General features: G+C 33.3%; 24 protein-coding genes and 1 pseudogene. 18 read left to right on the top strand and 7 right to left on the bottom strand.

The genetic code is table 11. The annotated features are described in order from the left end of the window. The first annotated feature begins 37 nt into the window (after window positions 1-37). From FEZ33_RS00660 to FEZ33_RS00650, 3 genes are all read left to right on the top strand, one after another. The gene (locus tag FEZ33_RS00660; protein ID WP_138403448.1) at window positions 38-712 is read left to right on the top strand and encodes a uracil-DNA glycosylase; all 675 of its coding nucleotides are present in this window, start codon (window positions 38-40) and stop codon (window positions 710-712) included. A gap of 70 nt (window positions 713-782) precedes the next feature. Further along, the gene (locus FEZ33_RS00655) at window positions 783-1,250 is read left to right on the top strand and encodes a hypothetical protein (RefSeq protein WP_138403447.1); all 468 of its coding nucleotides are present in this window, start codon (window positions 783-785) and stop codon (window positions 1,248-1,250) included. A gap of 64 nt (window positions 1,251-1,314) precedes the next feature. Further along, window positions 1,315-2,310: an NADPH:quinone reductase gene (locus FEZ33_RS00650; RefSeq protein ID WP_212746646.1), complete on the top strand. Its 996-nt coding sequence runs from the start codon at window positions 1,315-1,317 to the stop codon at window positions 2,308-2,310. A 69-nt stretch (window positions 2,311-2,379) separates the two neighbouring features. On the opposite strand, the gene FEZ33_RS12355 is transcribed toward FEZ33_RS00650, so the two are convergent. Then, on the bottom strand, window positions 2,380-2,529 hold the full coding sequence (locus tag FEZ33_RS12355; RefSeq protein WP_171031218.1) for a hypothetical protein: 150 nt from the start codon (window positions 2,527-2,529) through the stop codon (window positions 2,380-2,382). Between the two features lie 184 nt (window positions 2,530-2,713). Here FEZ33_RS12355 and FEZ33_RS00645 point away from each other — a divergent pair, with 184 nt between their 5' ends. Next, window positions 2,714-3,709, top strand: a complete 996-nt coding sequence (locus FEZ33_RS00645; protein ID WP_138403446.1) for an ornithine cyclodeaminase family protein — start codon at window positions 2,714-2,716, stop codon at window positions 3,707-3,709. A gap of 53 nt (window positions 3,710-3,762) precedes the next feature. Here FEZ33_RS00645 and FEZ33_RS00640 read toward each other — a convergent pair whose 3' ends face one another. Further along, window positions 3,763-4,719, bottom strand: a complete 957-nt coding sequence (locus FEZ33_RS00640) for a glutathione S-transferase family protein (protein WP_138403445.1) — start codon at window positions 4,717-4,719, stop codon at window positions 3,763-3,765. Window positions 4,720-4,989: 270 nt separating this feature from the next. Between FEZ33_RS00640 and rsgA the strand changes: the two genes are divergently transcribed. The 8 genes from rsgA to FEZ33_RS00600 all read left to right on the top strand — a co-directional run bounded on the left by rsgA (window position 4,990) and on the right by FEZ33_RS00600 (window position 13,332). Then, window positions 4,990-6,060, top strand: a complete 1,071-nt coding sequence (rsgA, locus tag FEZ33_RS00635) for a ribosome small subunit-dependent GTPase A (RefSeq protein ID WP_138403444.1) — start codon at window positions 4,990-4,992, stop codon at window positions 6,058-6,060. Window positions 6,061-6,604: 544 nt separating this feature from the next. Further along, window positions 6,605-7,642, top strand: coding sequence for a 3-deoxy-7-phosphoheptulonate synthase (gene aroF / locus FEZ33_RS00630; RefSeq protein ID WP_138403443.1), 1,038 nt, complete (start codon window positions 6,605-6,607; stop codon window positions 7,640-7,642). After that, a complete protein-coding gene (gene aroB, locus FEZ33_RS00625; protein WP_138403442.1) occupies window positions 7,642-8,742 on the top strand; it encodes a 3-dehydroquinate synthase in 1,101 nt (366 codons plus the stop codon). The genes aroF and aroB overlap by 1 nt, the downstream gene beginning before the upstream one ends. Then, window positions 8,720-9,601: a shikimate dehydrogenase family protein gene (locus FEZ33_RS00620; protein WP_138403441.1), complete on the top strand. Its 882-nt coding sequence runs from the start codon at window positions 8,720-8,722 to the stop codon at window positions 9,599-9,601. The genes aroB and FEZ33_RS00620 overlap by 23 nt, the downstream gene beginning before the upstream one ends. Window positions 9,602-9,625: 24 nt before the next feature. Beyond that, window positions 9,626-10,834 (top strand): chorismate synthase, encoded by a 1,209-nt coding sequence (gene aroC / locus FEZ33_RS00615; protein ID WP_138403440.1) that lies wholly within the window; start codon window positions 9,626-9,628, stop codon window positions 10,832-10,834. Then, complete coding sequence (gene aroA, locus FEZ33_RS00610) at window positions 10,827-12,134, top strand: 3-phosphoshikimate 1-carboxyvinyltransferase (RefSeq protein WP_138403439.1); 1,308 nt, start codon at window positions 10,827-10,829, stop codon at window positions 12,132-12,134. Before aroC ends, aroA begins: the two co-directional genes overlap by 8 nt. A gap of 10 nt (window positions 12,135-12,144) precedes the next feature. Then, window positions 12,145-12,636, top strand: a complete 492-nt coding sequence (locus FEZ33_RS00605; RefSeq protein ID WP_171031217.1) for a shikimate kinase — start codon at window positions 12,145-12,147, stop codon at window positions 12,634-12,636. A 75-nt stretch (window positions 12,637-12,711) separates the two neighbouring features. Next, on the top strand, window positions 12,712-13,332 hold the full coding sequence (locus FEZ33_RS00600) for a carbonic anhydrase (protein ID WP_138403437.1): 621 nt from the start codon (window positions 12,712-12,714) through the stop codon (window positions 13,330-13,332). Between the two features lie 54 nt (window positions 13,333-13,386). Here the strand turns inward: FEZ33_RS00600 and FEZ33_RS12920 are convergent, their stop codons facing one another. The 5 genes and pseudogenes from FEZ33_RS12920 to FEZ33_RS12960 all read right to left on the bottom strand — a co-directional run bounded on the left by FEZ33_RS12920 (window position 13,387) and on the right by FEZ33_RS12960 (window position 19,634). Continuing rightward, window positions 13,387-14,232 carry a cytochrome b5 domain-containing protein gene (locus FEZ33_RS12920; RefSeq protein WP_328590756.1) on the bottom strand — a complete coding sequence of 282 codons (846 nt, stop codon included), beginning with the start codon at window positions 14,230-14,232 and terminating at the stop codon, window positions 13,387-13,389. A 913-nt stretch (window positions 14,233-15,145) separates the two neighbouring features. Beyond that, entirely contained in the window at window positions 15,146-16,096 is a 951-nt protein-coding gene (locus FEZ33_RS00585; RefSeq protein ID WP_138403436.1) for a site-specific integrase, read from the bottom strand. 490 nt (window positions 16,097-16,586) lie between these two features. Then, window positions 16,587-18,377: pseudogene (locus tag FEZ33_RS12915) on the bottom strand (SH3 domain-containing protein); the annotation flags it as partial. Between the two features lie 209 nt (window positions 18,378-18,586). Continuing rightward, entirely contained in the window at window positions 18,587-19,198 is a 612-nt protein-coding gene (locus FEZ33_RS00565; RefSeq protein ID WP_212746645.1) for a hypothetical protein, read from the bottom strand. Between the two features lie 97 nt (window positions 19,199-19,295). Next, window positions 19,296-19,634 (bottom strand): phage holin family protein, encoded by a 339-nt coding sequence (locus FEZ33_RS12960; RefSeq protein ID WP_369122672.1) that lies wholly within the window; start codon window positions 19,632-19,634, stop codon window positions 19,296-19,298. A gap of 295 nt (window positions 19,635-19,929) precedes the next feature. Here FEZ33_RS12960 and FEZ33_RS00555 point away from each other — a divergent pair, with 295 nt between their 5' ends. The 6 genes from FEZ33_RS00555 (at window position 19,930) to FEZ33_RS00530 (ending at window position 23,253) form a co-directional block, all read left to right on the top strand. Continuing rightward, the gene (locus FEZ33_RS00555; protein WP_138403433.1) at window positions 19,930-20,796 is read left to right on the top strand and encodes a hypothetical protein; all 867 of its coding nucleotides are present in this window, start codon (window positions 19,930-19,932) and stop codon (window positions 20,794-20,796) included. Window positions 20,797-21,310: 514 nt separating this feature from the next. Continuing rightward, window positions 21,311-21,874: a JAB domain-containing protein gene (locus FEZ33_RS00550; RefSeq protein ID WP_138403432.1), complete on the top strand. Its 564-nt coding sequence runs from the start codon at window positions 21,311-21,313 to the stop codon at window positions 21,872-21,874. A gap of 66 nt (window positions 21,875-21,940) precedes the next feature. Beyond that, a complete protein-coding gene (locus FEZ33_RS00545; RefSeq protein WP_138403431.1) occupies window positions 21,941-22,135 on the top strand; it encodes a hypothetical protein in 195 nt (64 codons plus the stop codon). A 114-nt stretch (window positions 22,136-22,249) separates the two neighbouring features. Continuing rightward, window positions 22,250-22,606: a type II toxin-antitoxin system RelE/ParE family toxin gene (locus FEZ33_RS00540; RefSeq protein ID WP_138403430.1), complete on the top strand. Its 357-nt coding sequence runs from the start codon at window positions 22,250-22,252 to the stop codon at window positions 22,604-22,606. Next, window positions 22,599-22,874 carry a helix-turn-helix domain-containing protein gene (locus FEZ33_RS00535; RefSeq protein ID WP_235888731.1) on the top strand — a complete coding sequence of 92 codons (276 nt, stop codon included), beginning with the start codon at window positions 22,599-22,601 and terminating at the stop codon, window positions 22,872-22,874. The genes FEZ33_RS00540 and FEZ33_RS00535 overlap by 8 nt, the downstream gene beginning before the upstream one ends. Window positions 22,875-22,962: 88 nt before the next feature. Continuing rightward, window positions 22,963-23,253 (top strand): helix-turn-helix domain-containing protein, encoded by a 291-nt coding sequence (locus FEZ33_RS00530; protein WP_138403429.1) that lies wholly within the window; start codon window positions 22,963-22,965, stop codon window positions 23,251-23,253. Window positions 23,254-23,293: the final 40 nt, after the last annotated feature.

Raw genomic sequence — 23,293 nt, 5'->3', positions numbered from 1 at the left:
TTAATGTAAGGTATAGAATAATATTAAGGAGGAGAAAATGATAAAAATACAAAATGATTGGCAACCTATTATCGAAGAAGCTACTAACACAGAATCTTATCAATCTTTAAAACGATTTTTAATCGATGAGTATGAAGAACATATCGTTTATCCGCCAATAGAAGAGATTTGGACTGCCTTTGAGTGGACACCGTACAAAGATGTTAAAGTCGTCATCATCGGCCAGGACCCTTATCACGGTCCAAATCAAGCACATGGATTAAGTTTTTCAGTTAAAGAAACAGTTAAAATTCCGCCTTCATTAAGAAATATCTATAAAGAATTGGAAAATGATTTAAAATATCCTCCAGTAAATCATGGTTATTTAAAAAAATGGGCAAAACAGGGTGTCTTAATGTTAAATACAGTTTTGACAGTGAGAGCACACACACCCAATTCCCATAAAAATAAAGGCTGGGAAAAGGTTACTAATCATGCTATTGAAGCATTAAATGATTTAGATCATGCGGTTGTTTTTCTACTTTGGGGAAGACATGCGCAACAAAAGAAAGATTTAATCAATACTAACAAACATTTCATTATAGAGTCGTCACACCCGAGTCCATTTTCGGCAAGATATTCTTTCTTTGGATCCAAACCATTCTCCAAAGTTAATGCTCTCTTAGAGGCTGATGGACAAACGCCAATTGACTGGAAATTAGATAATATTTAAGGCTATTTATTTGACCTTATACCATATGTATCATATGATAACGCTATCAAGACAATCTAGGAGGTACTCTATGAATCAGACAGTATTTACTAATTATTGGGTTAATCGCAGACAAAATATCCGCAAAGAACATGGTAGTTACCAAACCGAAGAAGAAGCAGTCAAAGGTATTGAGACCTGGTGGGAAATCCAAAAAGACAAATATTCAAACGTAACTAAAACAAGAACGAATACTGGTGCATTGGAAATAAACTATGGAGATGATAATTATTTCTACAGAGTCGAAGAAAGAACTATCACTGAAAAACTTCCCACTCGCTCTTATAAATTAAAATCAAAAGGTGAGATTGAGTCCCTTAGAAAGCAATTAAACCTTACAGACAAACAATTACTTTTTGATGAACTACCAGAGCCATACCGTGATCGATTAATCGTTGCAATGTCTAACAGTATTACACCACGTGAATTTTTATATAGTGAGAATGGTGCACCATCCGTTAAGATTAATGAGTTAAAAGATTTACGTAAATTAGCATAAATTACTAAAATACTTATTTTTAGAAGTATTTTTTATTAAGATTTAAAGATAAAGAGGGGTATAAATGAACAAGAATAAACAGATGAGTGCTGTAGTGGTTGAAGAATTCGGAGACTATCATAATTTACTATATAAAGAAGTAACTGAACCAGAAATTGCTCGTAATCAAGTAAAAATAAAAATGGAAGCCGTTGGTGTCAATCCTAACGAATCTTATGTCTTAACTGGGAATTATAATCTATTTATTCCAGAACTACCATTTACACCTGGTTTTGATGGGGCGGGAGTCATCGAAGAGATAGGCGATGATGTATCTAATTTTCAAGTTGGAGATAGAGTGTTTGTTGGAACATTCCGTAAAGTGAACCAATCTGGAACGTTTGCTGAGAAGGTAGCTGTGGATTCAGATATCGTGTTGCCTTTACCTGATAATGCCAGTTTTGAACAAGGTGCTGCCCTAGGTATACCTGGGTTTACTGCCTACCATATATTATTCCAAAGAGCGAATCTAAAAGCTGGTGAAACAGTCTTTATCCATGGGGCAACTGGTGGTGTAGGAACGCTTGCTGTTCAGATGGCTAAATCCATTGGAGCAACTGTCATTGGAACTTCAAGCACCGAAGAAGGTTTACAAGCCATCTTAGATAATGGGGCGGACTACGCGATGAATCATTTGAATGACAACAATTTTGATCAGTTAAATGAGTATACAAATGGAGTGGGCCCAGATGTTATTATTGAATTCTTAGCTAATAAAAACTTAGAACTAGATTTACAAGCCATCAAAACAAAAGGAAGAATTGTAGTCGTAGGAGCTAGGGACACCATTGAAATCTCTCCTAGACTCATTTTAAGCCGAAATATTAATGTTCTAGGTGCTTCGCTACCAAACTTAACTGAAGAGGATTACACAGAAGCGTCTGCTGGAATTATCGCCATGTTAGAACATGATGTAATTAATCCTATTATTGGAGAGAGTGTCCCTTTAAGGGAAGTTCAAAAGGTACATGAGGATTTATTAACACGATCTGGAAACGGTAAATCAATCTTAAAACCATAATATTTTTTAAAAGAAATAAGACTCTGCTAAGTTTTTAACCTAGCAGAGTCTTTTAGTTTGAAAATTTGATTATTCGTCTTTGTCTTTGAAGCGAGCAACTGGTTCTGTAGATTCTGGTGTTTCTGTAAGAATATTTGGAGCTGCGTCTTCTTTAACTCTATCAAGTTTCTTAGCTGCAATTGTTGCTTGTACTTCTTCTTTTATTATAAACGTTATCAATTAGTTCATATTTGTTATCAGATGACTATCAGGATGTGTAGAAATATCATCAGATGAGTTACTTTTTAAAAATTCTCAGCGAAAATTTCATTTTTAGTGTAAAATGAAAATAAGGAGTGTTCTGATTTTTTTGTATTTGACCACTCAATTAGCACAAATGAAATTAAATGTATAGGAGGCACATATGACAAGATTATTAAACGAAGAGCAAGTGAGGAGTTTAATCACGGTTTCTGAAATTAATGAAGTAGTTGATAAGACGTTCGAAGGATTTGGCTTAGGTGAGATTGTGAATCCAACGAAGGTTACCTTAGATTTAGGTGAAACAGGAAATTGGCCACAAAATGAAGGGTTTATGAATGCTATGCCAGCTTATGTGGACTGGTTAAAAGTTGGTGGACAAAAATGGGTTGGTGGTTTTGCAGGTAAACGAAAAGAAATGAATTTACCATATATTACAGCACTTATTACGTTAATTGATCCTGAACTTGGTACATTTACTTCTGTAATGGAAGGTTCTTATATTTCAAATATGCGTACTGGTTCACAGGCAGCAGTAGCATTGAAATATCTTGGTAAAAAGGATTCTATTACAGTAGGAATGTTTGGTGCAGGTTTACAAGCTAGAACAGCCACCATTTGTATTGCTGATTTATTTGATATTGAGCGATTAGTTGTTTGGAATCATCGACGTTCTACTGCAGAACAATTTAAAGCAGATATGGAACCTTTTGTTAAAGGCGAAATTATTATTGCAGACCCGGACCATCCTGAAGAAGCAACAGATAATGAAGCATTATTTACATTCACACCGGCACAAGAACCATTTATAACAAAAGAAATGGTTAAACCGGGAACAATCGTTTTCCCTATGGGATCTTTTAAAGAGGTAAGTGAAGATGTTATTCTTTCAGCGGACAAAATTATCGTTGACCATGTTGACCAAGCTTTACACCGTGGAGTGTTAAAATCTCTAACAAAAGATGGTAAAGTGACTGAAGATGATATTTATTGTACCTTAGGCGAGTTAGCTGCTAATAAAGTGACACTAGAAGATTATTCTAACGAAAAAATTATTTGTATACCTATCGGTACAGGAGCACTAGATGTTGCAGTAGCGGAGGTTGTACGCCGTCGCGCTGTTGAACAAAATATCGGAACAGAATTTGATTTCATTTAAAAAAATTTAATAATCAAACAAAGCCAGCCCTTAAAAGGCTGGCTTTGAGTATTTTATAGGCTAAAATCCAGTTCTGGTCCTTTAGGAACAATGCCTGTTGGATTAATTGTCTTATGACTAATATAGTAATGATCTTTGATATGTTGCATATTTACAGTTTCGGCTACACCTTCAATATTGTAGATTTCACGTGTTAAACGCCAAAGATTTGGATAATCTACAATACGTTTGAAGTTACATTTGAAATGACTATAATAAACCGCATCAAATCGAACTAGGGTAGTGAATAAACGAATATCAGCTTCTGTTAACTGATCACCGACCAGATATTTCCGGTTTTCTAGATGTTCTTCTAGTTCATCTAGTACTTTGAACACATTCGTAACTTCTTCTTCATAAACTTCTTGTTTAGTTGCAAATCCAGACTTATACACACCATTATTTACGTTATTGTAAACTCTATCGTTCATGGCATCGATTTCGTCCATTAATGCTTCAGGTGAGTAGTCACCAGGTTTAGCACCAATGTCATCAAAAGCTGAGTTAAGCATACGTAATATTTCTGAAGATTCATTATTAACAATCTTACCCGTTTGTTTGTCCCACAATACAGGTACCGTCACGCGACCGCTATAATTATCATCTGCAGCTTTGTAAACTTCGTATAAAAAGTCAGCGTTATTAACTGAATCTTTAATGACTCCAGATCCGTCTTCAAATGTCCATCCGTTCTCTAACATTTTCGGATTCACAACGGATAGTGATATAAAATCCTCTAAACCTTTTAACGCACGCATAATCAACGTACGATGAGCCCAAGGGCAGGCTAGTGATACATATAAATGATAACGTCCTTTTTCTGCATTAAACCCACTATCACCTGTAGGTCCAGCACTTCCATCTGCTGTTATCCAATTGCGAAATTGCGAATCTTTACGAACAAAGCGACCACCGTTTTTTTCAGTGTCATACCATTTATCTTGCCATTGTCCATCTACTAATAATCCCATAATCATGTCCTTTCTTATTCAATCGATACTTTGATTATAACATGCTTTTTATATTTTACGTAAAATACACCTTATAAAAAATGCGTGAAATAATAGTAATTCCATCATCATTCAGTTATAATTAAATAAATACAGTTTGTACAAAAGGAGTGAGTATTTTATGATTAAAATGGCAATTGTAATATTCCGGGAGGAGTATACAGACTAAATCGTGTACGGAACCTCCCACAAGTGTTGGTAGTCACTTAAGCACTTTAATGGAGGAAAACATTGAATAAATTAAAAAAATTAGGGATTAGCAAAGAAATAAATACAGAAGCAAATCAATACCCTGAATTGTTTGTAGGCCGAATTTCTTCACAAACAAAAAATATATATAAAGTCATGACAGATGACAAGGAATTTACGGCAGAAGTATCTGGAAAGTTTCGATATAACATTGATAAAATATCGGATTATCCAGCTGTAGGGGATTTTGTTATGGTTGATAAGCTGAGCGATGATGAAGGGCATGCAATTATACATCATGTACTTAGTCGTAAAACTGCGATAATTCGAAAAGCAGCAGGAACATCGAATGATGAACAACTGGTAGCTACAAATGTCGATATCGTATATATTTGTATGTCACTTAACAATGACTTTAATATCCGACGAATTGAAAGATACTTAAGTATTGTTTGGGATAGCGGAGCGATGCCAGTAATCGTTCTAACAAAATCAGATTTATGTGACAATTTAACTGAAAAGCTAATTGAATTGGATGAAGTAGCGATTGGTGTTGAGGTCATAGTTACCTCAACATTTGATCCTCAAAGTCTTGAATACTTAGAAAATCAACTATTGGCTGGTACAACCGCTGCCTTTATTGGTTCATCTGGAGTTGGAAAATCAACAATAATTAATTATTTTCTCGGTAAAACAATCTTGGAAACAGATGGGTTAAGAAATGATGATAAAGGACGACATACAACGACATATCGTGAATTATTTATAAGTCAAAAGGGTGGAACTGTCATTGATACACCTGGTATGCGTGAAATCGGATTTGAAAGTGCCGATATTACACGTACCTTCAATGATATAGATATTTTAGCTCAACAATGTAAATTTAATGATTGTTCGCATACAAATGAACCCAAATGTGCGGTACTTAATGCTATAGCCGAAGGAAATATGTCATTGGAAAGATACGATAGCTATTTAAAATTAAGACGAGAAGCCAAATACGCAGGATTAAGTTCAAAAGAAATCGAACGAACTAAATTAAATGAAATATTTAGAGATTATGGTGGCATGAAAAATGCTCGTAAAATGCAAAAGCAAAAGAATAATCTATAATATAGCTATGAGTTATGAGAAAAGTCGAGTTAATTAACTCGGCTTTTTTGGTAGAAAATAGTTTAAATAGTTAATAATAATCAGTAGTAGAAGTTTAGAGACTAAACATAGAAAACAAGCAGGATAATGTCCATTAATAAATTAATTATTATAAAACGATGATAATTATTTGACTTAATTATAATTTACCTGTATGATTCTAATCAAATGATATAAGTTAGGAGGAAATATCTTGAAATCTTTAATGAGTGCAACATTTTTTAGTTTCTATAACTATTTTTACTTTTACTTTTATTCAAGTAAGAGTGATTTATGTTGCACTCAAATAGGAGAACTTAAGATAGCATTTTCTAACTAGCTAATTGTCAGCTTAGAAAAGTATATCCAAAGACCTAGCAACTGGAATCACTACTAAAGGTGATTGCAGTCGCTGGGTCTTTTTATATATATTTTTAAATTCTAAGTAGTTTTTAATGAAGGAGACTGTCAAGATGACATTGCATTGACGATAATCTATACTCAACCATCCAAGGAGGATATAAAAATGATTGTAAAATTAAACCCGCAAACAAGAGAAGATGAATTAGATAAATTAACTGTAGCACTTAAACAAATGGAGCTGGATGTTACTTTATTACCACACACTAAAGGAATCACGCTAGAATTACATGGCATCGTGACCGATCACAAATTGGAGTTAATTACTCGATTACCAAAGGTTATTAAAACTGAAAAGATTCAATCCCCATATAAAAAAGCAAGTAAACAACTTCATCCTGACCCAAGTGTAATAGAGGTTGGAAATATTAAAATTGGTGGTGGGCATTTCGCAATGATCGGTGGTCCTTGTTCAATTGAAGATAAAGATCAATTAGAAAAAACAGCTGAATATGTGAAAGAAGCTGGTGGAAATATGCTTCGGGGTGGTGCGTTTAAACCTAGAACATCCCCTTATTCTTTCCAAGGATTAGGCAAGAGCGGGTTAGATATTATGAGTAGCGTTGGGCAAAAGTTGGATATGCCCATCGTTTCAGAAGTAATGTCAACTGATCAGATTGAATTATTTAAAGATGTTGATATGTTTCAAGTAGGAGCAAGAAATATGCAAAATTTTGATTTATTAAAAGCTATGGGTAAAACAAACAAACCAATTCTCTTAAAACGAGGCATGTCAGCAACAATACAAGAATGGTTAATGAGTGCGGAATACATTATGTCTGAAGGTAATGAGAACGTGATACTTTGTGAGCGTGGTATTCGGACATTTGAAACTACAACACGAAATACTCAAGATCTCTCGGCAATTGCGATAGTAAAAGAACTAAGTCATCTCCCTATTGTGATTGATCCAAGCCATGCAGCTGGACGTCGTGATATTATCGAATCTTTATCTTTAGCTGCAATAGCAGCAGGTGCAGATGGTTTAATTATTGAAACCCATCCTGATCCCGATCACGCTGAATCGGATGGCTCACAATCTTTATATCCAGAACAATTCAAACAATTAACTGAGAAAGTTTGGAAATTACATGCATTCATGAAGACATTAGAAAAGAATCGTGCAGACCAGGAGATAATTTGATGGAGAGAATTACAATTCAAGTCAATAAACCTTACGATATTGTGATAGGGCAAAATTTAATCGATAATGCGGAAAAATATCTGAATCAATTTATTCAAAAACGAAAAGTTTTCATTATCACTGAAGATAACGTAAACAAACATGGTTATTTAGATAAATTTAAACATTCATTAGAAAATCATTGTGAAAATATTGAATATCTTTCTCTACCACCTGGTGAAGCTCAAAAGAATTTGAAAAATGTCGAGCTAATTATTCGACACTTGGCAGATGCCCATTTTACTCGAGATGATGTACTTATCGCCTTAGGTGGGGGCGTAATTGGGGATTTAGTAGGCTTTACGGCAAGTATTTATCTAAGAGGAATCGCTTATATACATGTTCCAACAACGTTTCTTGCCGCGATTGACTCATCTGTAGGTGGAAAAACCGCCGTCGATATCACACAAGGCAAGAATTTAGTCGGAGCTTTCCATCATCCTGTCTGTGTTCTGTGTGATACAAGCACATTTCAGTCTTTACCGACAGATATATTCGAAGATGGTTGTAGTGAATTAATCAAATACGCTATGATTATGAATCCAAAACTACTAAAAGAATTAATAGAGAGAGAACAGCCATTAAATAAAGAATCTTCAGATTTACCTGAAATTATTTACGAATGCGTCAAAATGAAAAGAGATATCGTATTAAAAGATGAATTTGATCAAGGCTTACGTCAATTACTCAATTTTGGTCATACTTTAGGCCATGCTCTAGAGCAAAGAAGCCAGTATCGAATAAGTCACGGTCGAGGTGTTGCTATGGGTATGGCTGTTTTTACAAAAATGGCAGTTACTCAACAACTTATACATAAGGATATCTATACTAGCCTTATACAATTATTGAGTGAATATCATCTATTAAGCGAAAAACCACCATATACATCTGACCAACTGATAAATATAATGTTAAACGATAAAAAAAGACGGACGCATCAAATGACAACTGTCTTACCCAATGAATTTGGGCAGTGTCGTTTACATGTAATCGATTTAAACACTTTTCAACAAAATTTTGAAAAGGAGTGGGAGCAATATGAAGTACATCAGAGATATTAGTGCAACCACTGGTTTTGCTACAGTGATTGGATCGCCACTTAGTCATTCCAAATCACCTTTAATTTATAATACTAGTTTTGAATTGGATAAATTAAATTTAGTCTACCTAGCCTTCGAAACATCGGAAGATGAGACAATTGATCGCATTCAAGCCTTAAAAAGTTTGAATGCGGTAGGTATTAATGTAACGATGCCTGGAAAATACCAAGCACTACAGTGTGTTGATGAATTAGATCAAGCAGCCCAATATGTTCAAGCCATTAATATGTTGATACCCAATAATGGAAGATGGATAGGCTTTAATACAGATGGCAAAGGGTTTTGGAATGCCGTTCAACAACAAGATGTTCTTTTGAAGAATCAAACTGTTACAATCTTTGGTTCTGGAAATACAACACGAATCATCTTGGCTCAGGCGGCATTAGAAGGCATTAAACATATCAATATTATTGCCAGAAATATTTACCGCCCATTAGCTATAAAAAATATCATTACTAGTTTAAAAGAAGACTTTCCGAACATCATTATTAATCTGATCGATTCGGCTGTTTCAAGTGAAGTAAAAATAGCCGTAACAAATGCTGATATATTAGTACAAACGACTTCAGTCGGAATGTCTCCTAATACAATGCAAACAGTATTAGAAAATGAAACTTGGTTAAATCCCAACACAGTCGTCTGCGATATTGTTTATGAACCCTTAATGACTCAATTTATCCAACAAGCACAACGCCGAGGCTGTAAGGTAATTACAGGTATTGATATGCTAGTTCATCAAGCAGCATTAAATTACACTTTGATGACAGGTTATCAAATGAATATCGAAACCATACAGAATTTAATTAAACGTCATTCATAAAATAAAAGAAAGTTGGTAATGTACATGCTAAGATTTATTACTGCTGGAGAGTCACACGGGCCAAGTTTAACAACAATTATTGAAGGTCTACCTGCAGGTTTACCCATCAATGTTGAGAAAATTAATCATGAATTAACGAAACGTCAAGAGGGTTACGGTCGAGGAAATCGAATGAAGATAGAAAGCGATACAGTAGAAATTACATCTGGAGTACGATATGGAAAGACATTAGGGTCACCCTTAACACTAATCGTAGCGAATCGTGATAATAAAAACTGGAAAAGTGTAATGAGTATCGAATCGAATGATGACCCGAAAAGTCGACAAAGACGTGCAGTTCAACGACCTCGTCCCGGACATGCCGATCTTGTAGGAGGTATAAAATACCATCATGAAGATTTAAGAAATGTCCTCGAACGTTCATCTGCAAGAGAAACTGCAATGCGGGTTGCTATCGGATCTGTTGCAAAGCAATTATTAAACGTATTAGACATAGATATTGTTGCCTATGTTTGTGAATTAGGGGGTATTCAAGGTCAAGCTGATATTTCAAAATTATCTCTTACTGATATTCGAAAACTAGCTGATAAATCCCCTGTAAAGATGGTTGATTCAAGTCAAGAAGAGGCCGTTATTCAAAAGATAGATCAAACAAAACGAGATGGTAACACTTTAGGTGGCGTTGTAGAAGTGATTGCAGAAGGTTTGCCAATTGGTTTAGGTAGTTATACACAATTTGATAAAAAGCTAGATGGCAGACTGGCACAAGCTATGATGAGTATTAATGCATTTAAAGGTGTAGAAATAGGAGATGGATTTGAAATAGCACGACGATTCGGTAGTGAAGTGATGGATGAGATTGCTTATACACCAGAGAGAGGTTTCTATAGATTGAGTAATCATTTAGGTGGCTTAGAAGGCGGAATGACAAATGGTATGCCTGTCGTAATCCGTGGGGTAAAAAAACCTATCCCTACATTATATAAACCCCTTCAAAGTGTGGATATCTATACAAAGGAAAATTACGAAGCGAATATTGAAAGAAGTGATACGACTGCTGTTCCAGCAGCAAGCGTCGTTGCTCAAGCGGTAATTGCAACTGAATTAACACAAGCAATCTTAGAAAAATTTCCTCACGATAGTTTCATAGAACTTAAAGAAGCAGTGAATTCTTACAGAGAATACAGTAAAAATCCTGAAATGTGGCAAAACGGAGTGGACAGTCATGGCTAAAAGATTAAAAGGTTCATTAAAAAATATTCAGTTTCAATTATCCGTTCCTGGAGATAAATCCATCTCACACCGAGCAATAATCATGGGCTCCATTGCTGAAGGTATGACAAAAGTTACTGGCTTTTTAAGATCAGAGGATTGTTTAAATACACTTCAAATAATGCGACAACTTGGCGTGGAAATTGATGATGATGGAGACACAGTGACTATTCATGGAAAAGGAATTAAACAATTACAAGAGTCGGGTAAACCATTATATGCAGGGAATTCTGGAACGACGATGAGACTATTAAGCGGTCTATTAGCGGGTCAAAACTTTAAAAGCACGCTTATTGGCGATGAGTCCCTAAGTAAAAGACCGATGGATAGAATTATCAATCCATTAAAAAGCATGGGTGCAAATATTCAAGGTTTTGCCAATACGACTTTATCTCCTTTAGTTATTAAACCTGTTGAAAAATTAAAAGCCATCAAATATGAGATGCCCGTCGCAAGTGCTCAAGTTAAATCAGCAATATTATTAGCAGGACTCTTATCAGAAGGTGTGACCACTCTTATAGAGAAGGAAACAACACGAAATCATACCGAAGAAATGCTTGAGCAATTTGGTGTATCTCTTAATATGGAAGGTAAGACAATCATGTTAGAGGGTGGGCAACAACTCATTGGGCAAGATATAGATGTCCCTGGTGATATATCATCGGCAGCTTACTTTATTGCCGCTGGTTTACTATTACCAAATAGTAACATCGAAATAAAAAATGTAGGGATTAACAATACTCGTTCAGGAATTTTAGATGTTGTTAAAGCTATGGGTGGAAAAGTAATTGTTAACATACTGCCGAATCATTACAGTGCAGACATCAGCATTGAAACGAGTCAATTATTGGCTACAAGTATATCTGGATCAATCATACCGCGATTAATTGATGAAATCCCAGTTATTGCACTTTTAGCAACACAAGCTCAAGGGACGACAATAATAAAAGATGCTCACGAACTTCGTGTTAAAGAAACAGATCGAATTCAAGCAGTAGCGAAAGAATTAAGGAAAATGAATGCAAACATTGAAGAAACACATGATGGCTTAATTATTCACGGTCCAACTCCTTTAAAAGGAGCAAAAGTAAACAGTTATGGTGATCACAGAATTGGTATGATGCTACAAATAGCGGGACTTCTCATTCCAGCAAATGAAACTATTGAATTAGAGGATGCTGATTGTGTGAATATCAGCTATCCAACATTCTTTGATGAAATTGAACGTATGTCTCAAACAGAAAAAACAGACAAAAATTGAGGTGTTAACTATGATTCTAATTGGCTTTATGGGAGCAGGGAAGACATCTGTTGCCCAAACATTAAGCAAATCATTGAATATACCATGTTATGATTTAGATAAAGAAATTATCAAAAAGATACAAATGCCTTTGTCTGATTATTTTGATAAGTATGGTGAAACACAATTCAGAAAACTTGAGCATCAATTTTTATTAAAATACTATTCAATTCCTGGAGTCATATCTACAGGTGGCGGTTGTATTGAAAACCATGCAAACAGGGCGATACTAAAAGAGACATCAAATGTAGTTTATTTAAGAGCAAATTTTGAAACATTACACCACCGGATAAATAATGACAAAATGAATTTTAGACCAATTGCTAAGAAGCGAACAACAGAGGAACTAAAAGCTTTATACATGAAGCGTTTAATTTATTATGAAACTTGTGCTACTTACACGATTGATACCGATACACTAAACACACAAGAAGTTTCTGATAGAATCATTGCTATGATATAAATAAATAAAATTTGCATCTCTAATTTAAGATGAGTAAACTTAATATTATTCTAATAAGATAGGATGTTTTGTTAATTGAAAAACTTATATAAAGCACTGAAACAATTTAAAAAACAAGATTACAAAGAAAATAAGGATTTATATGAATCACTCAGTGAAATTCAGACACCCCATACATTATTTGTAGGCTGTTCTGACTCTAGAGTGAGTCCAGAACGCTTGTTGCAAGCATATCCAGGTGAGATTTTTCATATTAGAAATATTGCTAATATTGTCCCACCAGCGGGGCAGAGCGTGAAATATGCTTCCACTACATCTGCTATAGAATATGCGGTCGAAGTTTTAAATGTAAAAAATATTATTATATGTGGTCATTCAAATTGTGGTGGGTGTGCAGCAAGTATTAATCCTCCTGAAAATATTGAGGAGTTACCATATACTAGTATTTGGATCTCACAATTAGAAAGCTTACGTCAACAAGTATCTAAAGAGTTACCAGATGAAGATATGACAGTTAAGGCTAATCGACTTGAAAAGTTAAATGTAATTCAACAATTGAGCAATCTTATGACTTATGAGAATATCAGAGATCGTGTTGAAAAAAATCAGATAACTTTAAATGGTTGGCATTATAGTATTGGTGACGGTGTGATCTCCATATTTAATGAAGAAGAAAATGAATTCATAGAATTATAAAGAGAAGAAATCCCAGTCCGATTAAAATTAGACTGGGATTTTTCTATTTTAATGTTATTCAAAACGACCAGCTAATGGTAAGGCTTCTAAAAATTCTGTATTATGAGGAGATTCTGATTCAAAAAGATCGGTTGCATCTGTACCAGCAGTGACCATATCTTGATGCTCACCATCTGCCCATGCACCAAAGTTTGTAACATCATATACCGTTCCGTCTACGGCAATATAAGCCGGATTTCCATCTTTACCATCAAAATTTGCTAATTCATCCTCTGAAAAGACATAATTTACATGTTTTCCAACGATTTTTAAAGTACTTAATAGGTCATCTTCATGTGGAGAATCGTTTTCAAAGTTATCAGTTGCATCAGATCCAGCGCTAATACCGTTATGTTCACCATTTGGCCAAGCTTCTTCGTCAGTAACATCATAAACGATTCCACGAACTGCAACTAAATTTGGTAGTTCTTCGTTTTCATTATTAAATTCAGCTAATAAATCATCTGATACTTCCCAGTCATTATAAACTCCAACTTGTTCTAATCCTTCTAAAGTGTCGATAGCATGAGGGGATTCAATGAAAAAACTCGAAGCATCAGTACCGGCTTGAGCACCATTATGTTCACCATTTTCCCATTCATCAATGTCAGTAACGTCATATACATATCCAAATACAGCAACATAAGCTGGATTTCCATCCTGACCATTGGCTTCATTTAAATCTGCTTTACTAATTAATGGCAAACCATCCATTTGAGTATCAGTTTCAGATTCAGAATTTTCAATTTGTTCTGAGCTGGCTTCAGAGGAGTTTTCAGCTATAACCATATGTAAGTCTGTGCCAAATAACACGCTAGCGGCTAATGAAACAGTTAATAATTTCTTTAATGATTTCTTCATATCAAATTTCTCCTTTAAAAATATAAAAGCAACGGAGTGATTATTTTAATGATAAAATAATTGAAGTTATAATACAATTCATGTGCCACGATATTAACCAATAGATTTAGTAATATGGTTATCTTCGTTAAATAAGTTCGATAATATATATTATGTAAACCCAAATTAGTTAAAATAAAATAAATGAATGAGTTAACGAAAGTTCATTCATTTCATTCGCTCTCTTCTCTTGAAGGTCGTTGCGTCTCCTTTTTCGCTCCACTCAATGATAATTGAAGATCATTGCGTTTCATGGCGATAAATAGCTGATATTGGCTTTATAGGCACGTTATCTTTCACAGCAATAGCAGGTAGTTTCTTCTACCGATAGTCCGCATTTCACCGACTAGCGCTTTTTTACAATAGGTCTGCTTTGACCTGTTAGGTAATAACCGATATTACCATTTATTTATCAATGAACGAAACAGAGAACATACATTCGTTTCTCTATTTAGTGAAAGTTTACCAAACAACCACACACAAAGCAAGCGATTTATTAATAATTCAAAAACTTTCATATGCTAGCTAAATGACTGCTGTAAACGGTAAACAATCGATAATAAATTTTTCTGTCAACTTCACTTAAATGCTAAATGTTCATTTAAGTGTTGAAGTGTAACACATAGGTATAAAAACGGAATTTTGTTCTTTTTATTTTAAAAATTAATAGAATTTTTTGTTTCTAAGATCTCTCATATTTCGCATTGTGTTTGCATACTTTACAATATCCTCTAGCAAAAACACACGGTGTGAGCGGTACTTCCCTTTACCATATTCATGTATTAATCTTAAAGTTCCTCTTTCAACGGCTGTTACTAACTGGCCGTTATGAACATCCGCTAAATGAGTAGCTTCAATTTGATTTGTTGTATATTTATTGAGCAGTATTTCTAGTATTTGTATCTTCTCTTCTCTTGACATTGATTTGAAGAGGGATAGAACTTCCTCTGTTTTGTTTGATTTTTCCATGATTATACCCTTCTTTCATTCTTAGTTTATTAATTTCAATTTTCCCTTTTAATATGTACTCGTCTGTTAACGTTTCAAATCTTAATATTTGATTTAAGCTTGTTATCCCAACGTATGTAGCGACATAAAGCGCCGGTATCCCAACATTCAAGCTATCAAGAATAAACCGATTCCTTAGCTGTGTTGGGTTCGTATAGATATCATATCTTTCAAGATTTTTAAATAACTTATGGATATGATACTTCTTTATAGACTTATATTTCATATCAATCAAAAGTTGGTCGTTAATACCATGGTGTTTATTCTTAAAATAGTTAAAAAAATGGTTTTGGTCCTCGTTAAATAATTTTATACATAGTGTAATATTGTTCTTTGAATAAGAAAGTATAGAGTCCTTAAAGTTTATATCTTCTATTTTTAATTGAATGATATCTACTGGATTCATACCATGATTCATAATTAGTAACAAAATTATTTTTTCAAAATCTTCAATCTTTGTTGAATTTCTAAGGAGCATTTCAATTTTAAATATTGCTTCTAAGTTTGTACAGCAAGGTAATTTCTTGAATTTTAATGACCTAAATTGCGCCGGTTTTTTTAATACTGGATTTGAATACTTTTCTGACAGATAACTAAATAAGACCTTTATGGATGAAAGCTCACTATTATATGTGCTATTTTCATTTTTTTGTCTTGTTTGTTCTAAATAATGGTATATATCATTTGTTTTTATGGTGTCAATATCTAATGCTTGTTGGTCTAAATATTGACTAAATTTACGTGCATAATAAGAATGGGCTGTAATAGTGTTCACACTATATCCTTTTTTGAGTAAATGCTGCGAATAGTCTTCCATTTGATCACCTCTCTCCTTCTATCATCCATTCTATCACGTTTTCGCTTACTATTTAAATTGTAAAAGAAAGAAGAAACGTTATTCAATTAACGTTTTAGAACGAATCGTCAATTTAACAACCTATTTTTTGGGAGTTTGTCTTGTAAATGTGTTAGGTAAGTGCTTTTTCAGAAACTTTACAAAGAATTTAAATTTAACTATATGAACTTGAATTGTATAATCTTCAATATAAAACGTTCCCATTGTGAATGAAGTAAAATTATTTTTTAGAAATAAATTACAAGTTATTGATTTTAGATATCTCACAGAGATTATAAAATTGAGCAAACGTTGTGAGTTCTCAGTTAGTTTATACTAATATCCCTTAGTATGTAAGTAAAAAAACTAAAAAAGCAAACCTGAAATAGGCTTGCTTTTTGCATATTTTATCTATTTTAACTAAATTCACTTTTGCTAAATTACTGACAAATAACGTTTATAGATAAAAAAATTAAATGATAGTACCGAATGTTTCTCCCCCCTGAACACGCCATGCAACGTAACGTCGTGATCCAGAAGACGCAACATAACTTAACCATACATAACCATCGTTAATAACATATGAATCATAGGTAAAATTCTCACCGTTTGTATATTGAGCAAGAACATTTCCTTGTGTTCCAGGAAAAGCTCTGACATTAATCGTTTTGTTTGGATAAAATACACCTGTTTCTAGGATGCGTTGTGTTGAAGGTGTTAATTCAGCATTAAATGATCCGAATAACTCTCCACCTTGAACACGCCATGCAACATAACGACGAGGACCAGAATATGAGATGTAACTTAACCATACATATCCATTGTTGATTATATATGAATCATAGATAACACTTTCGCCAACATGATATTGAGCTACTATATTCCCTTGTGTACTTGGATAGTCACGAACATTGATAGTCATTTCTGGAAAAAAAGTACCATTCTCTGGAACTCTTGTAAAACCGTCATTCGATCCTGAAGGAATGGTTCCAAACTTCTCTCCGTTTTGAACACGCCATGCAACGTATCGACGAGATCCTGAATAAGAAATGTAGCTCAACCATACGTATCCATTGTTAATAACATATGAATCATAAGTAACACTTTCGCCAATTGTATACTGTGCTAAGACATTTCCTTGTAAACTAGGATAGTCTCGAACATTAACAGTAGTATTTGGGAAGAAGGTTCCAAATTCCTGAGTACGATGGAAAGTATCATTATCACCAGGATTTGAAATTTCTGGATCGGGTGAAACTCCTCCGGTATTTTCTGGACCGGCTTCACTAGAATCAATCTGTTCTAATTTCCCAGGGTTTTGTTGCTTAATAGCATTATAGGTTGGTACAAGTAAGTTAACATAATGCTGATAACCACTAGCAGCATAATCACTGGTAGCTCCACCTACTCTAAATAATCCCTTACAAAACGCTTCAATAGTTGTGGCCCCTTGAACTTTATAGATTCCATTTCTATTTGAAAGAATAAAGGCATACGCTTTAAAATAATCTTCTAACGTATCAAAATGTACATAATATCCCCCTTCGTTACTAGGACGTGCTGAGCCCCTACTCATTTTTATTGCTAAATCCGAAGGTGCTGTAAATGGTTGAGAAATACCACTCCAATTATTATCTACACTACCCACAACAGATGTGTTGGGGTCACCCCAATGACTCTCAATATACATTTGGGCAATCATAAAGCTTGGTTTAATATTGTATTGCTTAGCATATTGAATGATTAAACGAATATTATTCTGCGTCATAGTTCGACCAGCGTTTGTAAGTGCGCCACCACTATATTGTTGTGGAGTTGAGCTTGATCCGGTTTGATAACTAGGTCTAGCATATCCACGAATATTGCCATGACCAACGCTATATGTTCTTCTACGAACAGAACGACTAGAATTTCCTTCAATAGTTGTGATAGTATTTCCAGATACACTTTCAACAATTCCAATATGATCCGCCCAAGAGTTGTTTGGCTGATAAGAGGTAGACCAAGCAAACGTAATAATATCACCTGGTTTTGGTTTAATTGTTCCATCTTCTATCCAAATTCCTAGGTTCTTAAAAATATCAATGTGACGCTGAACACCACATTCGCGACCGATTAAATCTACTGCACCAGTTTGAATAGCTAAATAACTAATGAAGGTGTCACACCAATCATCATCATATGTCACTTGATATCCTTGTGGTAACGGTTTAACGGAATTGTATTTATTAACAATTTGTATGTGTTGAGCAGAACCTTGCACAACCCCAATGTATTTACTTGCCTCTTGTAATATATTTGTTACTGTAGTTGCCATATTTTTCCTCCATATAATTTAATGTTGTATTAATTCTGCTGCAGCATAAATTCAATACGATATATATGTACCTCAAAAGATTAGTTTGTGACACTTTATCTCAAAATATTTATTTACTTCCTAACTCGTTATCATAAATACTTATAAATTTCTTCTTAATTCTTTTCAGCTTGTTTCCTTTCTCTATTTCCATATCTTTTCACTCCTTTCATCGTGGATAAAAATGCATCTTTAGAAGTATATCCGATAAGTAATTTTTTTATAAAGATTGCGCTTTCTAAGTTATTCTCTTTCATTATATTTAAAGCTGATTTAACCGAAGTTTTTACAATGACATTCTCATCTATGTTCGAATCAAAACTGAAATGAACTTCATTTATTTCTGAAAGAGGATAATTTCTAGCGCTAGCATATGATATTTCTTGCTGGTCATATTTTGTGCCTTTTTTCTTGTACATACCCCAAGTTTTAAGCTCGCTTAATTTTATCCGACGTATCAACACATTTTTAATTGTATATTTGTCTGACAGCTGTTTTTCAATATAATCTTCCATACCTTTCCAAACGTATAATAAAGCATTACTATAAAAATCTTCGAATGGAATGTTCAAATTTCTATCATTAGCATTTTGTTGGAAAATTTTTGAACATTTTATTAAGTATGGATTTATTATTTCTAACCCTTTTTCATAAACATAACTGATTTCTAATGATGTATTATTAATTAAAAATAGTTCCTCCAATTCATTCCACATAAATTTTATCACTCTCATTACTCAATCAACTGGATACATTTGATCATGAGTTAAGATTTAAATTGATTGATTCATATTTTAATTTTGCAAAGAAAATTGGAATGCAAAATTAATTTTGTTTATTACTCATTATTTTGCTAATTAAACTTTTCACAAAAGGAGGTATATTCACTCCCATTTTTGTGAAATTATCTATAACTGACACACCATGTCTAGCGATATAAAATAATAGAGTTGTGTCTCCATATACTTTAAAATCGAAATAAACTAGATATGGATATAAAAACATAACAGTACTAATAACCAATACATGCGACAAAAGAAAACTTAATTTTGACGAGTTATTGTTTGATTTCACAGAGCTATGCCACGAGTTTGCCTTTAATTCTGTTAATATATCTAATAAAGATACAATGACAAAAAGGTGAATTAGCGGACTTGAAACCATATCAATAACATTGTTTGTTAGCCAACTTAAATCGACCATCAATTCATTCCCCCGAATATTTCATTACCTGTGAAAAATACTATTACACCCCCTTTAATTATTATTAATGTATATGTGGTTGTTTTTTTAATTTTGTGACTCTTTTGTTTTACTTATTTCCAGAAAATAATGTTCTTTTTGTGTTTTTATATTAATGTAGTCTTCAAATTTATTTGATAAAATACTAATTTATGAGTAAAATGTTTATATTGAATTAAATTGTTTGAATGATGAAAAAACACAAGGAGGTACAACAATGAAAAAAATATTAATTTTTTTTGGTGCAATTCTAATTATTGTTTTTGGCTATAGCTTGCAGAAAAGTAACGCGACAGACAACGATTCTCAATCCAAATATTCTGTAGAGTATAATTTTCCATATGCTGTTAAACTTGACGAGTGGGTGAAAACAATTGCGTTAGATGATGAAACGACCGACCAATCAGCAAATCAAAGATTTCTTAGGGAATCAAAATCAAGAAAACATTTACCAATGTCAATCGATATAAATGTAGAGGATCTTAATCCTTACGGAATGGGGATATACTTCAATATGAATGAAGAAGTACCGTCGATCTTCTATCCCGTAACTATTGAAAATATACAAACTAAGGAAATTACAATCTTGGATGAAGAAGATAAAACTCGAAATGTTTTTGTAAATACAGAGTTGAAAATTCAAGAGAATGCTGACAAAGAGGATGTATTGAATGTAGTTAATGACGCATATTATTTGTTTTATAACAATGCAGGCAATATTTCTTTAGCAATTAATAATTACGATGTAGATAAAATGAACGATTTCGTAGAAGATTCAGTCTTTTTAGAATATTTATTAGAGTCAATCGATCAAACAGAAACGGACGAGGTTAGTAATACTCAATTTGAACAGAAAAACAATTCATCAATTTTGAATGCAAAAACAGAATATTATGACATAATTAAAAAAGCTTGGGACAACCAAAATGAATATATCAACTCCATAGAAGATCCAAATGTAAAACAATCTTTACAAACGGCTCAATCTGCAGCAATTATGAAATCGGACGAACTAATCATTCAAACCCCCGACGATGCTGAGATTATCCAAGAAGCTCTTAAAGAGGTTCTTGAAGAAAGATAACCGAAAAATCATATGGAATATATAAATTTCATGAAAAAAAGACCCAGACAAAGCTAGATTTTATCTAACTTTGTCTGGGTCTTTTTAATTATTATTTAATAAATAGTAATAATGACCAACCTATATTTTTAGTCCCCTTTCTTATAAATTGACTCACTAATATCATAAAATTGTATTTCTTCTTTCATTCATGAAAGTTTTTTACTTACTTTTCATCTGAATCGGTGACAAAATATTGGCCTGTACATTTGAATGTATCACACTTAATATTCATATAACTGAAAATAAGACTGTCTAAAAGTAGAAAAAATATAACGTTCATCAGATGATTAATGTAGTAAAAACAAAGAGATAGTCGCACATTTAAAATGGATTTCAAGGGTAAACATGCAGTTACTTGTAAGCGCCTAAAGTCGCTAACAAGAACTAGCCCTTGATATCCATTTGAAATATGCAACTTTGAAAGTAAGCCAGCCGACAACGGCAGGTATTAAATTCAAAGGACGTGTAGAATATGAATAATATAGTTTCGTTATTAAGTAGTAAAGCTAGAGAAAGTTTTAATCAAGTGCCGGTAACTGATTTATTAAATCCAACTTTCGTGATTGATAATCAACTTCTCACAAAAAGAGATATTGAAAAATTATCAATAATACGTGAATCTTATGAGCTATATGCTATGGATGGTCTTAAAAAAATACAAATCGGCAGTTCAAGGCAGTTGATGTATCATTTGGAAAAAATAATGTGTCATTACAAAGAAGAAATATTAGTTGTTTTATTATTAAATACAAAAAACGAAATAATTAAAATGGAACAAATTTTCAAAGGAACGGTAAATTCTAGTATCGCACACCCTAGAGAAATTTTTAGAAAAGCAGTTCAATACGAAACAGCTAGAATAGTAGTTGCTCATAACCACCCTTCAGGCGATTCTGAACCATCTGGGGCTGATATTCAATTCACAAAACGCATGGTAGAATGTGGCGACCTCATGGGGATTGAATTACTGGACCATGTTATCATTGGAAAACTTGATTCGATATCTTTAAGAGAAGCAACGAACCTTTGGAATTAATTGTACAATGTCTTTCACTTCTAGCCAGTCTGGCTAGAAGTGCCATTAAAAGGAGAGAAAATAAAGATGAATAATAATGTATTGCTTATGATTACACAGCTAGAGACGATACAAAACTTAGATATAAAAGCCTACGTGCAAGCTATAATTGCTTTGGAAACTAACAACTACAATCAAACAAGTTTAGATGAACTATATGATGAATGGATAGAGAATGACCTTCGGTTGATAAGTGATGATTTTTTAAAAATAACAATTTAATAAATAAGCTACATCTCAAAATTAAAACAAGAGATGTAGCCTCTTTTTAAGGGAACTATAAATTGAAATTTTATAGCGTATATGCAATAATTAAAAGTGAACAGGAGGTAAAATATGATTCTTCCAACTTTTGACTGGGACAGTGAATTTGATAATTTCTTAAATTCTTTGCGATTAAAAGAAACGACACAAGTAATTGCTATGATTAATAAGATTGAAGAGCATGGACTACAAATAGCAATAAATATGAAATGGGTAAAAAAAATTGACAATAATTTATATGAGATTCGCGTAAGAACAAATGAATTATTTATTCGTTCTTTATATTTCCAAGTTGAACAATCAAATTACTTTATAACACATGGTTTTAAGAAAAAAACAAATGAAACCCCTGTTAAAGAAATCAAACGATCGAAAAAGATACGAGATAAATATTTATCAAAAAGAAAAAGGAGCGATAGTGATGAGTAAAGTTAAAGATTATATTAGAGAAAATTCACTTAAAAACCCTAAATTCAAAAGACAGATTGAAGTTGATAATGCTAAGTTAGATTTTGCCGTTAGGTTAGCAGAACAAAGAAAAAAAGCAGGAATGACTCAAGAAGAACTAGCAAAAAAAATAGGCAAACCTCAATCAACTATTTCAAGAATTGAAACTGGAGAGATGAATCCAACAATTGAACTTATTATAGAAATTTCAATTGGTCTGGATAAACAATTATCAGTAGAATTCAAATAAGTTTTAAAGTTTAATCTCCGCTCGACAAACAATACAACTTCTTGCCACGGTGGCAAGAAGTTTAAATGGTATAAAGAGAGATGATAAAGTGAAAAACATTACTACAATAAAAACATCTAAGTATATTAGTGAAATGAAACAATCTGACAAAAATTTTTCTGATAGAATGGAACAAGAAGGTAAAAAGTTTGATTATGCAGTATTAGTCATGAAGTTGAGAGAATCATTAGGATTAACACAATTTGAATTTGCTGAATTAGTCAACAAACCGCAATCAACAATTACACGAATCGAAAATGGGAATGCTAACCCTACAATTAAAACACTAGAAAGCATTGCTGAACAAAGTGGGAAAAAATTAGTCATGAGTTTTGAATAGGAATCAAAAAAAGCACCAACTTCTTGCCACGCTGGCAAGA

This window comes from Ruoffia tabacinasalis, from assembly GCF_005864045.1.
GTDB lineage: Bacteria > Bacillota > Bacilli > Lactobacillales > Aerococcaceae > Ruoffia > Ruoffia tabacinasalis.
Note: the sequence above shows the minus strand (reverse complement) of the source record. Positions and strands in the feature narration are given on the sequence as shown.

Bases quoted from the DNA above. Each gene is read 5' to 3' on its own strand.
- FEZ33_RS00660 (WP_138403448.1), top strand. From the start codon at position 38: ATGATAAAAATACAAAATGATTGGCAACCTATTATCGAAGAAGCTACT.
- FEZ33_RS00655 (WP_138403447.1), top strand. From the start codon at position 783: ATGAATCAGACAGTATTTACTAATTATTGGGTTAATCGCAGACAAAAT.
- FEZ33_RS00650 (WP_212746646.1), top strand. From the start codon at position 1,315: ATGAACAAGAATAAACAGATGAGTGCTGTAGTGGTTGAAGAATTCGGA.
- FEZ33_RS00645 (WP_138403446.1), top strand. From the start codon at position 2,714: ATGACAAGATTATTAAACGAAGAGCAAGTGAGGAGTTTAATCACGGTT.
- FEZ33_RS00640 (WP_138403445.1), bottom strand. From the start codon at position 4,719: ATGGGATTATTAGTAGATGGACAATGGCAAGATAAATGGTATGACACT.
- aroF (WP_138403443.1), top strand. From the start codon at position 6,605: ATGATTGTAAAATTAAACCCGCAAACAAGAGAAGATGAATTAGATAAA.
- aroB (WP_138403442.1), top strand. From the start codon at position 7,642: ATGGAGAGAATTACAATTCAAGTCAATAAACCTTACGATATTGTGATA.
- FEZ33_RS00620 (WP_138403441.1), top strand. From the start codon at position 8,720: ATGAAGTACATCAGAGATATTAGTGCAACCACTGGTTTTGCTACAGTG.
- aroC (WP_138403440.1), top strand. From the start codon at position 9,626: ATGCTAAGATTTATTACTGCTGGAGAGTCACACGGGCCAAGTTTAACA.
- aroA (WP_138403439.1), top strand. From the start codon at position 10,827: ATGGCTAAAAGATTAAAAGGTTCATTAAAAAATATTCAGTTTCAATTA.
- FEZ33_RS00605 (WP_171031217.1), top strand. From the start codon at position 12,145: ATGATTCTAATTGGCTTTATGGGAGCAGGGAAGACATCTGTTGCCCAA.
- FEZ33_RS12920 (WP_328590756.1), bottom strand. From the start codon at position 14,232: ATGAAGAAATCATTAAAGAAATTATTAACTGTTTCATTAGCCGCTAGC.
- FEZ33_RS00585 (WP_138403436.1), bottom strand. From the start codon at position 16,096: ATGGAAGACTATTCGCAGCATTTACTCAAAAAAGGATATAGTGTGAAC.
- FEZ33_RS12960 (WP_369122672.1), bottom strand. From the start codon at position 19,634: ATGGTTTCAAGTCCGCTAATTCACCTTTTTGTCATTGTATCTTTATTA.
- FEZ33_RS00555 (WP_138403433.1), top strand. From the start codon at position 19,930: ATGAAAAAAATATTAATTTTTTTTGGTGCAATTCTAATTATTGTTTTT.
- FEZ33_RS00550 (WP_138403432.1), top strand. From the start codon at position 21,311: ATGAATAATATAGTTTCGTTATTAAGTAGTAAAGCTAGAGAAAGTTTT.
- FEZ33_RS00545 (WP_138403431.1), top strand. From the start codon at position 21,941: ATGAATAATAATGTATTGCTTATGATTACACAGCTAGAGACGATACAA.
- FEZ33_RS00540 (WP_138403430.1), top strand. From the start codon at position 22,250: ATGATTCTTCCAACTTTTGACTGGGACAGTGAATTTGATAATTTCTTA.
- FEZ33_RS00535 (WP_235888731.1), top strand. From the start codon at position 22,599: ATGAGTAAAGTTAAAGATTATATTAGAGAAAATTCACTTAAAAACCCT.